This window comes from Massilia yuzhufengensis, from assembly GCF_900112225.1.
Classification (GTDB): domain Bacteria; phylum Pseudomonadota; class Gammaproteobacteria; order Burkholderiales; family Burkholderiaceae_D; genus Telluria; species Telluria yuzhufengensis.
This window is the reverse complement of sequence record NZ_FOLD01000015.1, coordinates 26,721-39,116: the sequence shown is the minus strand read 5'-3', so window position 1 is coordinate 39,116 and position 12,396 is coordinate 26,721. Positions and strand designations below refer to the sequence as shown.

At 69.7% G+C, this 12,396-nt stretch carries 11 protein-coding genes and 1 tRNA gene; 3 read left to right on the top strand and 9 right to left on the bottom strand.

Annotated features, from left to right (window positions below):
* Nucleotides 1-44 precede the first annotated feature (44 nt).
* The 7 genes from BM031_RS13705 to BM031_RS13675 all read right to left on the bottom strand — a co-directional run bounded on the left by BM031_RS13705 (nt 45) and on the right by BM031_RS13675 (nt 9,358).
* Nucleotides 45-119, bottom strand: a tRNA-Arg gene (locus BM031_RS13705).
* A 203-nt stretch (nt 120-322) separates the two neighbouring features.
* Entirely contained in the window at nt 323-847 is a 525-nt protein-coding gene (locus tag BM031_RS13700) for a MarR family winged helix-turn-helix transcriptional regulator (RefSeq protein WP_091875200.1), read from the bottom strand.
* Nucleotides 848-854: 7 nt separating this feature from the next.
* Nucleotides 855-2,486, bottom strand: a complete 1,632-nt coding sequence (locus BM031_RS13695; RefSeq protein WP_091875139.1) for an AMP-binding protein — start codon at nt 2,484-2,486, stop codon at nt 855-857.
* 72 nt (nt 2,487-2,558) lie between these two features.
* On the bottom strand, nt 2,559-3,221 hold the full coding sequence (locus BM031_RS13690) for a response regulator (protein WP_091875138.1): 663 nt from the start codon (nt 3,219-3,221) through the stop codon (nt 2,559-2,561).
* A 54-nt stretch (nt 3,222-3,275) separates the two neighbouring features.
* The gene (locus BM031_RS13685) at nt 3,276-7,499 is read right to left on the bottom strand and encodes a two-component regulator propeller domain-containing protein (RefSeq protein ID WP_177207755.1); all 4,224 of its coding nucleotides are present in this window, start codon (nt 7,497-7,499) and stop codon (nt 3,276-3,278) included.
* 8 nt (nt 7,500-7,507) lie between these two features.
* Nucleotides 7,508-8,662 (bottom strand): patatin-like phospholipase family protein, encoded by a 1,155-nt coding sequence (locus tag BM031_RS13680; RefSeq protein WP_370660055.1) that lies wholly within the window; start codon nt 8,660-8,662, stop codon nt 7,508-7,510.
* A gap of 114 nt (nt 8,663-8,776) precedes the next feature.
* Nucleotides 8,777-9,358 (bottom strand): CHRD domain-containing protein, encoded by a 582-nt coding sequence (locus tag BM031_RS13675; RefSeq protein WP_091875136.1) that lies wholly within the window; start codon nt 9,356-9,358, stop codon nt 8,777-8,779.
* Between the two features lie 234 nt (nt 9,359-9,592).
* On the opposite strand from BM031_RS13675, the gene BM031_RS13665 reads away from it, so the two are divergent.
* Together BM031_RS13665 and BM031_RS13660 are read left to right on the top strand one after the other, a co-directional pair.
* Nucleotides 9,593-9,925, top strand: coding sequence for a hypothetical protein (locus tag BM031_RS13665; RefSeq protein WP_091875134.1), 333 nt, complete (start codon nt 9,593-9,595; stop codon nt 9,923-9,925).
* A gap of 6 nt (nt 9,926-9,931) precedes the next feature.
* Nucleotides 9,932-10,711 (top strand): YdcF family protein, encoded by a 780-nt coding sequence (locus BM031_RS13660; RefSeq protein ID WP_091875133.1) that lies wholly within the window; start codon nt 9,932-9,934, stop codon nt 10,709-10,711.
* 203 nt (nt 10,712-10,914) lie between these two features.
* Here BM031_RS13660 and BM031_RS13655 read toward each other — a convergent pair whose 3' ends face one another.
* Together BM031_RS13655 and BM031_RS13650 are read right to left on the bottom strand one after the other, a co-directional pair.
* Entirely contained in the window at nt 10,915-11,412 is a 498-nt protein-coding gene (locus BM031_RS13655) for a hypothetical protein (protein ID WP_177207754.1), read from the bottom strand.
* A 96-nt stretch (nt 11,413-11,508) separates the two neighbouring features.
* Nucleotides 11,509-11,706 carry a hypothetical protein gene (locus tag BM031_RS13650; protein ID WP_091875131.1) on the bottom strand — a complete coding sequence of 66 codons (198 nt, stop codon included), beginning with the start codon at nt 11,704-11,706 and terminating at the stop codon, nt 11,509-11,511.
* A 109-nt stretch (nt 11,707-11,815) separates the two neighbouring features.
* Between BM031_RS13650 and BM031_RS13645 the strand changes: the two genes are divergently transcribed.
* Nucleotides 11,816-12,343 (top strand): PH domain-containing protein, encoded by a 528-nt coding sequence (locus tag BM031_RS13645; protein ID WP_177207753.1) that lies wholly within the window; start codon nt 11,816-11,818, stop codon nt 12,341-12,343.
* Nucleotides 12,344-12,396 lie beyond the last annotated feature (53 nt).

Here is a 12,396-nt window from a genome sequence, read left to right as displayed (position 1 = left end):
TGGGGTCAGGGTTCGGACGCGTTGCCGGGATGGGCAGGGAAAAGTGGTGTCGCCAGCAGGAATCGAACCTGCATCTAAGTCTTAGGAGGACCTTGTACTATCCATTGTACTATGGCGACACGCGCGGTCCGTATTGTAACAGCGGTCTTGCCAAAGCAGAATAGTGGCGAGCGTGTCCGCCAATCCGACTGATTTTGCATGCATCACGGCTACTCATCAAAATTAGGCACCGGCCTTCGCCGGTGCGACGGTCTTGGGGGTAGCGAGAGAATGACGTCGACGGCCGGCGGGCGGGCGGCGGGCGGCGGGCGGTGGTTCGGCCTTACTTCGCCTCGTCCACCTTCAGTTTCCGTTTCATCGACGCCAGCTGGTCGATCAGGCTGGCCTTGTCCTCGGGCGGGATATCGGCCAGCATCTCGTCGATCCAGCGTTCGTGCACGGCCGCCATCTCGGCGAAGGCGCTGCGCCCGGCCGGGGTGAGGCGCACGGCCCAGGCGCGGCGGTCGTTGGGGTCGGGCACGCGCACCACCAGCTTTTCGCGTTCGAGCTGGTCGGTGATGCCGGTGACGTTGCCGCCGGTGACCATCATGCGCTTGGACAGTTCGCCCATGCGCAGGCCGTCCGGGTGGCGCTCGAGCTGGGCCATCAGGTCGAAGCGCGGCAGCGTGATGCCGAAGCTGGCGCGCAGGCGGGTGCGGATCTCGTTTTCGATGCGCACGGTGCACGAGAGCATGCGCAGCCACAGCTTGAGCGACTGGTGGTGTTCCTGCGTGAGCCGGCTGGCCAGGTCCAGCCCCGGCGGGTCGAGCTCCGTATTGTCATCCTGGTGCCCCTCGCGGTCGGACATGGTTTCCTCAGGCTGCATCGCTGCGTAATTTAAACCGCTGCAGTTTACCGGTTTCGGTGCGCGGCAGCTGTTCGCGGAACCGGACCACGCGCGGATACTTGTAGGGCGCGATCCGGGCCTTGACGAATTCCTGCAGGTCCACCGCCGTTTCGCTGCTGGCGGCCACGCCCGGCTTGAGCACCACGTGGGCCTCGACCACCTGCCCGCGCTCGTCGTCGGCGCGCCCCACCACCCCGCACTCGGCCACCGCCGGATGGTGCAGCAGCGCTTCCTCCACTTCGGCGCCGGCGATGTTGTAGCCGGCCGAGATGATCATGTCGTCCAGCCGCGAGCGGTAGTAGAAATAGCCGTCCGCGTCCATCTCGTAGGCGTCGCCGGTGACGTTCCAGCCATCGACGACGTAGTCGCGCTGGCGCGGGTCGTCGAGGTAGCGGCAGCCGGTCGGGCCCTTCACGGCCAGGCGCCCGATCACGCCCGGCCCCACCTGTTTGCCGTCATGGTCGAGGATGCAGGCGCGGTAGCCGGGCACCGGCTTGCCGGTGGCGCCGGGCCGCACCTCGCTGCCGGCGGCCGAGATGAAGATGTGCAGCATCTCGGTGGCGCCGATCCCGTCGATCATCTCCAGCCCGGTCGCCGCGCGCCAGGCGTCGCGCGTGGCGTTTGGCAGCGCTTCGCCGGCCGACACGCTGCGCGACAGGCAGCGCAGGTCGAAGCGCGGGGCCAGCTGCGCCATCTGGCGGTAGAAGGTGGGCGCGGTGAAGCACACGGTGGCGCGGTGCTGCTCGATGGCCGCCAGCAGGGTTTCCGGGCTGAGCTTTTCGATGAGGACGGCGCAGGCGCCGACCCGCAGCGGGAACAGCAACAGCCCGCCCAGGCCGAAGGTAAAGGCCAGCGGCGGCGTGCCGATGAAGATGTCGTGGCCGCGCGCGCCCAGCGTATGGCGCGGGAAGCCGTCGCAGATCGCGAGCAGGTCGCGGTGGAAGTGCATCGTCCCTTTCGGCACGCCGGTGGTGCCGGAAGTGAAGCTGATCAGGCAGACGTCGTCGGCCGCGGTGTCCGGGGCCGCGAAGGGTTCCGGGTGGCGCTGCATGCGCGCTTCCAGGCCGTCGCTGGAAGCCGGGTCGTCGAACAGCACCAGCGGCAGCGCGCCCTGCCCCATCGCATCGACTTCGCCGCGCAGCGCCGCCGCGCACAGCACCGCGCCGACCCTGGCGCGGCTGGCGATGACGCCCAGCTCGCGGGCGCGCAGCAGCGGCATGGTGGGCACGGCGATGCAGCCGGCCTTGATCACGGCCAGGATGCAGGCCGCCATCATCGGGCAGTTGGCGCCGCGCAGCAGCACCCGGCTGCCGGTGGCAAGGCCGAGGTCGTCCCGCAGCACATGGGCGATGCGGTCGACCCGTTCGCGCAGCTGGGCGTAGGTGAGGCGCTCGCGCGCGCCGACCAGTGCGGTGCGCCCGTCCCAGCCGCGCAGGCTGGCGCTGTCGAGCAGTTCGGCCACGCAGTTCAGGCGCGCCGGGTACTGCAGCTCGGGCAGGTCGAACAGGAAGTCCGGCCACTCGCCTGGCGGCGGCAGGTTGGCGCGCGCGAAGCCGTCGGCATAGCCGGAGGGGTGCAGTGCTGCGCAAGCATCGGTCATGTCGGGTCCCTGGTGAAATTCCGGCAACAAGCGCTTTACTTTAAATCTAAAGCAATTCGCCAGCAAGCAGATTCATGCGCCGGCTTGCGCGCGCTGCTGCTGGCGCATGAGCGCCCCCAGCGCATGCGCCAGCGCCGCCTGCAGGGCTTCGGGCCCGTCGGCGGCGCCGATGGCGCGCAGCCGCGCCGCGCTGCCGGCCAGGCCGAGCGTGGCGCAGCCTTCGGCCAGGCGCTGCAGGCGCTGCGCACGCTGCGGCGCATCGGCCAGCCCAGTGCCCGCCTCCTCCAGCTGGCGTTGCAGCCCGGCCAGGTAGAGCTGCAGGCGTTCCAGCGGTATGCCCAGGCGCTGCAGCACCGTTTGCGGTTCTTCGTCCTGCTGCAGGCGCGCCAGCTGCGCGCGCACCTGGTCCACCGCGAAGGGCTTGCCGATGTAGCCGTCGGCGCCCAGGCGCCCGGCTTGCTCGAGGGTGTGCGCATCGGAGGCGGCCGACACCAGCACGAAGGGCAGCGCCGCCAGGGCCGGGTCGGCGCGCAGCCGCACCAGCAGCTCCAGGCCGCCCAGGTTCGGCATGCGCAGGTCGCAGAACACGAGGGCGGGACGCAGCCCGGCCGCCAGCTGGCGCCACGCATCCTCGCCGTCTTCCGCTTCCACGATCTGGTATTGCCCGCAGCTGTCGACCAGATGCATCAGCATCATGCGCGACACCACGTCGTCGTCCACCACCAGCACCTTCATGCGGCCATCCTCGTTGCAGTCATGCGGACATTATAGGCAATGGGCGGCCGATGTTCAGGACGTCTGGAACGCGGCCAGCTGCGCCTCCAGCTGCCCGGCCCCGGCCAGCAGGCGTTCGCGCTGGCCCGCATTGGCGGCATCCTCCAGCTCCGCGCACAAGGTCCCCAGCGCCTCCTCGCCGAGGTGGGCGGCGCTGCCGCGCAGGCCGTGCAGCACCAGGCCGGCCGCGCCCATGTCGCCGGCCGCGAGCGCCGCCGCCAGTTCGGCGCGGCGGCGCGGCAGGTCGGCCACGAAGGCGGCGCGCATGCGCAGCGCCAGGTCGCGGGCGCGCCGGCCGGCGCTTGAAGCCGACGGCGCCGCGTCCGCGGCCGGGCCGACGCCGAACATGGCGTCCAGCGCGTCCAGCTGAGCGCTGCCCGGCGCCGGCTGGGCCGGCATCGGCGCCAGCGGCACCCCGCGCCCGAGCTGGCGCTCGATGGCGCGCGAGATCTGCTGGTGCAGCGCATCCTCGTCGATCGGCTTGGTCAGGAAGGCGTCCATGCCGCAGGCCAGGTAGCGCGCGCGGTCTTCGCCGCTGGCGTTGGCCGTCAGCGCCACGATCATCAGGTGCGGATCGAGCACGCGCGCGTCCGGCGCGCCGCCGGCGCGGATGATGCGGGTGGCGGTGGCGCCGTCCATCTCCGGCATGCGCCCGTCCATCAGCACCAGGTCGTAGCGGGTGCGGGCGCAGGCCTCCACCGCCTGGGCGCCGTTGTCGGCGATGTCGATCTGGTGGCCCATCTCTTCCACCATGGTGCGGGCGATGATCTGGTTGGTGGGGAAGTCCTCGGCGCACAGGATGCGCAGGCGGTGCGTGTGCGGGGCCAGCGCCGCGTGTTCCTGGTGCGGCGGCTCGACGCCGTCGGCCAGCGGCAGCAGCACGCTGAAGGTGCTGCCCTTGCCCTCGGTGCTGTTGACGCCGATGTTGCCGCCCATGAGCGCCACCAGCTGGCGGCAGATCGCCAGCCCCAGCCCGGTGCCGCCGTAGCGGCGGGTGGTGGTGGTGTCGGCCTGCTCGAACTTCTGGAACAGGCGCGGCAGCGCGTCGGCCGGGATGCCGATGCCGGTGTCGCGCACCGTGAAGCGCACCATGTTCCAGCCCTCGCCGCGCACCTGGTCGTCATGCCGGCAGTCCACCGCCAGGCCGATGCTGCCGGTGCGGGTGAACTTGAAGGCGTTGCCGACCAGGTTGACCAGCACCTGGCGCAGGCGGGTCGGGTCGCCCACCACGAAGCGCGGCAGGGCGTGGTCGATCGTCACGTCGAAGCCGACGCTCTTGCCCGCGGCCTGCTCCTCGAACAGGCTGGCCACGCCGCGGACCATGGCGTGCAGGTCGAAGTCGATGTTCTCGATACTGAGCTTGCCGGCCTCGATCTTGGAGAAGTCGAGCAGGTCGTTGATGATCGTCAGCAGGGCCTGGGCGTTGCCCTCGCCGCGCTGGATCTGTTCGCGCGTGGTCTCGCGCAGGCCCTGGTCGCGCAGCGCGAAGCCGAGCATGCCGATCACGCCGGCCAGCGGGGTGCGCATCTCGTGGCTCATATTGGCCAGGAATTCGGACTTCTGGCGCGTCGCATCCTCGGCGCGCTGCTTGGCCTGGCGCAGGAATTCCTCGTTCTCCTGCAGCGCGCGGTAGGCGCGCGCCAGCTCGTTGGACTGCTGGCGCACCCGCTCGCCCTGGTCGCGCAGCTCCTGGGTCTGGCGCTCGAGCACGCGGTTCTGCTGCTCGACCTGCTCGGTGCGCACGCTGACCTGGCGCGCCAAGTGCTCCTTCTGGTGCCGCAGGCTTGAGAGGCGCATGCGGATCGCGGCATAGGCCAGCGCCACCAGCAGCAGCGCGGCGATCGCGCGGAACCAGGGCGTGCCCCAGGGCGGCGGTTCGATCGTGATCGCCAGCGCCGCCACCTGCTCGCTCCAGACGCCGTCCTTGTTGGCCGCGCGCAGCCGGAACACATAGGTGCCCGGATCGAGGTTGGTGTAGGTGGCGAAGCGCTTGCTGGCGTCGGTCTGCACCCAGTCCTTGTCGAAACCGTCGAGGCGGTAGGCGAAGCGGTTGCGTTCGGGCGCGGCGAAGTGCAGCGCCGAGAACTCCAGCGAGAACACCGAAGCCCCGGCCGGCAGGGTCACGGTTTCCGCATGCTCCACCGGTCCCTTGAGCACCCCGGGCAGCGCTTCCTCGACCGGCTTGTTGAAGATGGTCAGGCCGGTGATCACGGGGCGCGGCGCCGCGCGGTTGTCGCGGATCGCGCGCGGATCGAACGCGGTGATGCCGTTGAAGCCGCCGAAATACAGGGTGCCGTCGGCGCCGCGCAGCGCCGAGGCATCGAAAAAGGCGCCTTCGGTAATGCCGTCGGCCGAGGTATAGCTGCGCCAGCGGTTGTTCACCGGGTCGAAGCACGAGATGCCGCTGGTGGTGCTGATCCACAGGCGGCCGTCGGCGTCTTCCTGCATCGCCGCCACCGCATCGTCGATCAGGCCGTCGCGCGTGGTATAGCGCACGAAGCTCACCGAGCCGTCCTTGGCCGTGACCATGCGGTTCAGGCCCACCGCGGTGCCGACCCAGACGTCGCCGCGGCTGTCCTCGAACAGGTAGTGCACCTCGTCGTGGCTCAGGCTGGCCGCGTCGTAGCGGTCGTGCCGGAAGTGGCGGAAGCGCCCGCTCTCGCGGTCCATCAGGTCCAGGCCGTCGAAGGTGCCGACCCACATGCGGCCGCGCCGGTCCTGCAGCACCGGGCGCGCGATGTCGTCGGCCAGGCTGGTGGAACGGGACGGGTCGTGGCGCCAGCTCTCGATCTTGCGGGTGTGCGGGTCGAGCCGGTGCAGGCCGCCGCGGGTGGTGATCCAGACGTACTTGTCGGCGCCCGCGTACACGCCGCGCACGTTGTTGGCGTCGGCGTCGCCCGGCAGCGCCAGGCGCATGAAGCGCTTCGTTTGCGGGTCGAACGAGGTCAGGCCGGTGCGGCTGCCGATCCACAGCACGCCGCGGTGGTCGCGCGCCAGCGCCGACGCCGGCACGTCGATCGGGCTGTTCGGGTTGCGCGGGTCGTGGCGGTAGACGGTGGTCACGCCGGTGGCCGGGTCGATGTCGTTGAGCGCGGTGCCGGTGCCGACCCACAGGCGCCCGCCCTCCCCCGCGAGCAGCGCGCGCGCCTTGTTGTCGGCCAGCGTATCGGGCACGTCGTCGCGCCGCACGATGCGGGCGAAACCGCCGCTGCCCAGGTCGACCCGCGACACCCCGGCATACCAGGTGCCGACCCAGAAGGTGCCGAGGCGGTCGCGGTACAGCGCCGAGACCTGGTTGTCGCCCAGGCTGTGGCGGTCGGTGACGGCGTGGCGGTGGCTTTCGAACTTGTCCTCGCGGCCGAGCCAGCGCAGCAGGCCGTCGTCGTGGGTGCCGATCCAGATCTCGTTGCCGGCGTCGCGGTACAGCGCCGTGATCCACCACGGGCCGATGCCGTCGGCCGCCCCGAAGCGGCGCACCGCGCCGGCCTGCGGGCCGGTGAGCGTGCGCCGTTCCAGCCCGCCCAGGCGGCCGGTCCACAGGCGCTGCTCGCCGTCGACCATCAGCGCGTGCACCGGGTTGTGGCGCGCCCCCAGGCCGGACGGATGATGCTCGATGCGCTTGGCGCCCGCGGCCAGGCTGTCGAGCCCGCCCCCGGTGCCGACCCACAGGCGCCCGCTGGCGTCGAGCGCCAGCGCATTGACGTTGTCGTCGCTCAGGCTGCGCTCGTTGCCCTTCTCGTGGTGCCAGGTGGTGAAGCGGCGCAGCACCGTGTCGAAGAACTGCAGGCCGTCGTTGGTGCCGATCCACAGCCCGTCGCGGCCGTCGCCGATGATGGTGTTGATGTGGCGGTTGCCGTTGCCGCGGCGCGCGGTTTCATCCGGCACGAACAGCGTGAACGAGCCGGTGGCCGGGTCGTACAGGTTCAAGCCACCGTCGGTGCCGAGCCACAGCCGGCCGTGGCGGTCGAGGTGCAGCACCCGCACCCAGCTGTTGGACAGGGTGCGCGGCTTGCCCGGCACGCTGCGGTAGTTGATGACGCGGTAGCCGTCGAAGCGCGACAGGCCGTTCTGGGTGCCGAACCACATGAAGCCGTCTCGGTCCTGGACCATGGCCAGCACCGTTTCCTGGGCCAGCCCTTCGGCCACCGACAGGTGCTCGAAGCGCAGCGACGGGCGCGGCGGCGCGGCCAGCACGCTGCCGCACAAGGCCAGCAGCAGCATGCCGGCCAGGAGTCTCATCAGCGCCTTCATTCGGGGAAGAAGGCCAGCACGTCGTCGCGCCGGGCCAGGGTATCGTGTTCGCCAAGCCGGATCAGCTCACGCGTATAGCTGCCTTCGAACAGCAGGTAGGACGCCAGCGCCGCGCCGCGCGCCTCCAGCGCCCCGATCCCGCCCAGCAGCGTGCGCACCGGGGCCGGCAGGGTGTGGACGTGGCGGCAGGCGATGTCGTCCAGCCGCTCCGAGGGCGAGATCACCAGCAGTTCCACGCGCCGCAGCGGCAGCGCGGCGCGCGCTTCCACCGGCACCCGCTCCAGCGTCTGGTTGACGCGCTGCAGGCGTTCGACGTCGGAGGCCAGGCTGTCGAGGAAGATCGAGGACAGCGCATGGCCGCCGACCTGGGCCAGGCTCGGGTAGCCGGCGTGCGGCAGCGGCTCGCCCCCCATCCCGGCCGCCTCGGGCACCCGCGCCGCGCCCACCACCAGCACGCGGGTGGCGCCCAGGTGGATGGCCGGCGCGATCGGCGCCAGCTGGCGCATGGCGCCGTCGCCGCAGTATTCGCGCCGCCCGCCCAGGTAAAGCGGCACGGCCGGGAACATGAACGGGATCGCGCTCGAGGCCAACAGGTGTTCGACGCTGATCTGGGTCGGCAAGGCGAGGCGCTGGTGGCGCGTCCACGGCGCAATCTCGCGCGCGGCCTGGTAGAAGGTGATGTGGCGCCCGCTGCTGTACGAAGAGGCCGTGATCGCGAGCGCGTGCAGCACGCCGTCGGCCAGCGCCGCGTCGAGGCGCGGCAGGTCGAGCGCGTGGTGCAGCAGCCCTGCCAGCGGGGTGTTGTCGAGCAGCGACTGCGGCGGCGCGGCGTGCCACTTGCGCAGCAGCCAGCCGAACGACAGGAGCGAGAGCCAGCGCGCGCCGGACCGCAGCACGGCCAGCGAATCGGCGCGGTAGACCTGGTGGGCGGACACGCCTTCCCACACGGTGAGCAGGCCGCGCACGGCGCTGGTGAAGTCGTCGGCGCGGCAGGCCAGCGCGGTCGCATTGAGCGCGCCGGCCGAGGTGCCGCAGATGATGTCGAAGGGGGAACGCAGGGCCGGGCGGCCGGCATCGGCAAGAATGCGTGCGATCGCATGCATCACGCCAGCCTGGTAGGCGGCGCGTGCTCCACCGCCTGTGAGGACCAGGCCTGTTTTTTCTTTGCAGTCCACCTGCCAAGGGTAGCAAAAAACGCCTATCCCTTGGGAAATAAATGCCTGTCAGTTGCATTTACGCCGAAGCCGGCCGCCGGCCGTTCGGCGTCAGCGCAGCGAGCGCCGCCGGGACCAGGCCAGGCCGGCCAGGCCCAGGCCGAGCAGCGCGACACTGCCTGGCTCCGGAACCGCCGCCGCCGTCAGGAAGCCACGGATTTCGCCACCCGGGAAACTTGTCGTATGCAGGTTGACGTAGCCGCGCCCAGTCGCCAGCCCCGCCAGTATGGCCGCTTCCGCCCCGGCGGCCGAACCGTTGGCGGTGAAAAAGGCCGGGGTGTACGAGTTCGCGTCGAGCAGGTTGTAGCTGGCGCTGAAGGAACCGGCGCTCACGCCAGTCGGGAAGCTGGGAAACCCGATAGCGATCTGGGCGTTGCCGTCGAACGGCAGCGTGGTGCAGCAGTGGAGATGCGCGGCCGTGGTGGTGCCGCTCAGGCCAGACCAGGTGATCGCGACCGACATCGTGGAGGCCGCGTCGTCGATCACCACGGTTGCCAGGCCGGTGGCGGGCGAGGCGTTGGGCGGCGCCTCGTTGGCGCCGCCCAGGGTGGCCGTGTAGGTCAGCAATCCCGCCTGCGCCGGCGCGGCGGCCAGCAGCACGATGGTGGAGAGGCAAAGGGCAAGCCGTTTCATGGCGAATCCTCGAAAAAAGAATGTAGCGGGGTCGAAGCATAAGTCGTGCCTTCACCCTCGTCCCGGGCGTCCGGCCGCGTCTGCCTGCCACTCCTGGCCAGGCTGTAAATTCTGCCGACAATCCCCAGGCCATCCCTTTTATCGGCGGACCTGCTCTGCTGTAGAATCTGCGCGACAACAGCCATGCACCGACATCAAGCTTTCGTGCCAACAAACGACCTCAATCGCCACCCCATGCCCAAACCCCCCAGCCTTCTTGCCCTGCTCGCCTTCCTCGTGGTACTGGCGGTCTTCGGCGTCGTCGGCGCCAAATACATGCTGGGCAGCCACTCGGACGCGACCCAGTCGCAGCTCGCGCTCGCCTGGCCACAGCTGGCGTCCATGCCGGAACCGGAGCGCGCCTTCCTGACCGAGCTGGCGCTGACCTGCAACGTGGTGGCCCGCCCGGCCGTGCGCGCCGACGTCCTCGACTGCCTGCGCGCCACCGCCACCGGCATGGGGCCGGCCGCCGCCGCACGCTTCGAGCGCCTGGCGGCGCCAGCCCCAACACCCGCCACCACGCGCTGACCGGCCATGCTCGACCTGCTCGACGCCATCCCGCGCGCCCTGTTCCTGCCGCCGGCCAGCCTGTTCCTCGCGATCGCCATCGGCCTGCTGCTGTGGCGCCGCTGGCCGCGCGCCGGGCGCATCGTCGCGGGGACGGGGCTGGCGGCGCTTGCCTTCCTGTCCACCAATGCCGGCGCGGGTTTTTTCGTCAGGCCGCTGGAACGCATGACGGCGCCGCTGCTGGCGCCGGAGCGCGCCGGCGCGCAGGCGATCGTGGTCCTGGCCGCCGGCCGCCTGCAGCAGGCGCCTGAATACGGCGGCCACGACATCCCCGACTACACCGGCCTGGCGCGGCTGCGCTACGCCGCGCACCTGCAGCGCCGCACCGCCCTGCCGCTCCTGGTCAGCGGCGGCGACCCTTCCGCCAGCGCCGCGACGGCAGCCGGGAAGCCACGCTATGCCATGGCCGACGCCATGGCCACCGCCCTGCGCGGCGATTTCGGGGTACCGGTCAGGTGGACCGAAGACCGCTCCCGCACCACCGCTGAAAACGCCCACTTCAGCGCCGCGCTGCTGCGCCGCGACGGCGTCCGGCGCGTGCTGCTGGTGACCGACGCGATGCACATGGCGCGCTCGCGCGAAGCCTTCCAGCGCGCCGGGCTCGAGGTGGTCGATGCACCGACCATGTTCTTCGGCGACCAGGCCAAAAGCCTGGGGGCATGGGTGCCAAGCGCCGAAGGCATGCGCCGCTCATGGTATGCGGTGTACGAACTGCTCGGCCTGGTCTGGTACCGGCTGCGCAGCTGACCGCCGGTGCCCAGCACTTCGGGGTCAGGTCTGACATTTGGACACGAGCTCGACTGTAGATGCCGGCGTCCAGCTCAGTCCACGTCGACGTCGATCGTCATCGAGGCGATGTGCGGACCATGCGTCCGGACCGTCATGCCCAGCACTTCGGGGTCAGGTCTGACATTTGGACACGACCTCGACTGTAAGTGTCGGCGTCCAGCTCAGTCCATGTCGACGTCGATCGTCATCGAGGCGATGTGCGGACCATGCGTCCAGACCGTCAGGTAGAGCCGGTCGCAGCCGGTCTTGAAGGTTTTCGGCAAGACGTGGGGCAAGTTCAGGCTGCTCTGGAGCGAGCGTGCGGTGAGACGCTTGCCGAGATAGCCGGCAGCCAGTTCCGCCCGGCTAACGATGACCTTGCCACCTGCCGTAACAATGTAGTCGATGCGAACACCGGCATCGCGGTGCCGGAGCAGCATGGCGCCGCTGTCGCGATCCTCGCGCAGCAATTCGTCGCCGGCGATGCTCTTTTCGACGATCGCATCGAGGCGGCGGACCTCGTCGCCAAGGAAGGCGCAGGCAGCCTCGTAGCGCGCTTTTTCCGGCTCGGAGCGAGCGTCAATGCCAGCCGCCGACGCGGCGCCTGCGCCGGACGAGTTGGCCAGCAGCCAGCTCACGAGCAGCAAGGCCTTCATGGTCGAACGGACAGGTTTCTGCAAGATCGCCTCGATGAAAAGTAGCGCAAAACCAGTTGCTCAGATGGGCAACGGCCGGGCTCGTGTCCAAATGTCAGACCTGACCCCGAAGTAATGGGTTCAGGCCAGGGCTTCCTTGGCGGCGTCTTCGGCGGACAGGCCGTCGTAGAACTGGTCCATGAACCATTCGATCTGTTCTTCGATGTGTTCCTGCGCCTGCTCGATGGTGGCGCCGCCGGCGACCAGGAAGCCTTCGACGTCGATGCACCAGTGGATGAACGCCAGGGTCTCTTCGTCCAGTTCTTCTTTCTTTGCCATCTCGTTTCCTTTACTGTTGACTCATCGGTGCGATTGTCCTTGTGCGAATTTTACCTGCTTGCACGCAGCATCCCGAATACACTTAGGTACAAAACCCTTACTATCCGCCATGACTGACAACAACGCGAATTTCCACGCCCAGTTCAATCCGCTGATCAAGCCCTTCCTGGTGATGAAGATCGGCGTGACGATGATGTGCACGATCGTCGGGATTCCGCTGGCGATCGTCTGGTTCCTGGGTGTCGGCCGCTGGTGGGCGCGACACTATTTCGAGCGGCTCGAATGCCAGCTGGGGCCGCGCAGCCTGCGCTATCGCAAGGGCATCCTGGTCACGACCGAAAAGACCATCCCGCTCGAGAACATCCAGGACGTGACCTTCATCGAGGGACCGATACTGCGGCGCTTCGACCTGAGCACCCTGAAATTCGAAACGGCCGGCCACAGCGCGGGACAGGCCTCGGACATGCACCTGACCGGCATCATCGATGCGCAGGCGTTCCGCGCCAGGATCATGGGGGCGCGCGAGGCCTTGCGCCATGCGCCGCAGGACAAGGGCGACGATACGCAGCTGGCGGCGCTGCGCGCGATCGAGGCGAAGCTGGGCGAGATCGCGGAGCTGCTGCGCCAGAAGCAGTAAATCCTGCGTCGGCCTGCCGGCGTGATGTGTACGCGCGGGCGGGAGACCCGCCC

What these genes read in the sequence shown, in the direction of transcription:
- BM031_RS13665 (WP_091875134.1), top strand. Translation starts at nt 9,593, where the DNA reads ATGCCCAAACCCCCCAGCCTTCTTGCCCTGCTCGCCTTCCTCGTGGTA.
- BM031_RS13650 (WP_091875131.1), bottom strand. Translation starts at nt 11,706, where the DNA reads ATGGCAAAGAAAGAAGAACTGGACGAAGAGACCCTGGCGTTCATCCAC.
- BM031_RS13645 (WP_177207753.1), top strand. Translation starts at nt 11,816, where the DNA reads ATGACTGACAACAACGCGAATTTCCACGCCCAGTTCAATCCGCTGATC.
- BM031_RS13675 (WP_091875136.1), bottom strand. Translation starts at nt 9,358, where the DNA reads ATGAAACGGCTTGCCCTTTGCCTCTCCACCATCGTGCTGCTGGCCGCC.
- BM031_RS13695 (WP_091875139.1), bottom strand. Translation starts at nt 2,486, where the DNA reads ATGACCGATGCTTGCGCAGCACTGCACCCCTCCGGCTATGCCGACGGC.
- BM031_RS13685 (WP_177207755.1), bottom strand. Translation starts at nt 7,499, where the DNA reads ATGAGACTCCTGGCCGGCATGCTGCTGCTGGCCTTGTGCGGCAGCGTG.
- BM031_RS13700 (WP_091875200.1), bottom strand. Translation starts at nt 847, where the DNA reads ATGTCCGACCGCGAGGGGCACCAGGATGACAATACGGAGCTCGACCCG.
- BM031_RS13690 (WP_091875138.1), bottom strand. Translation starts at nt 3,221, where the DNA reads ATGAAGGTGCTGGTGGTGGACGACGACGTGGTGTCGCGCATGATGCTG.
- BM031_RS13660 (WP_091875133.1), top strand. Translation starts at nt 9,932, where the DNA reads ATGCTCGACCTGCTCGACGCCATCCCGCGCGCCCTGTTCCTGCCGCCG.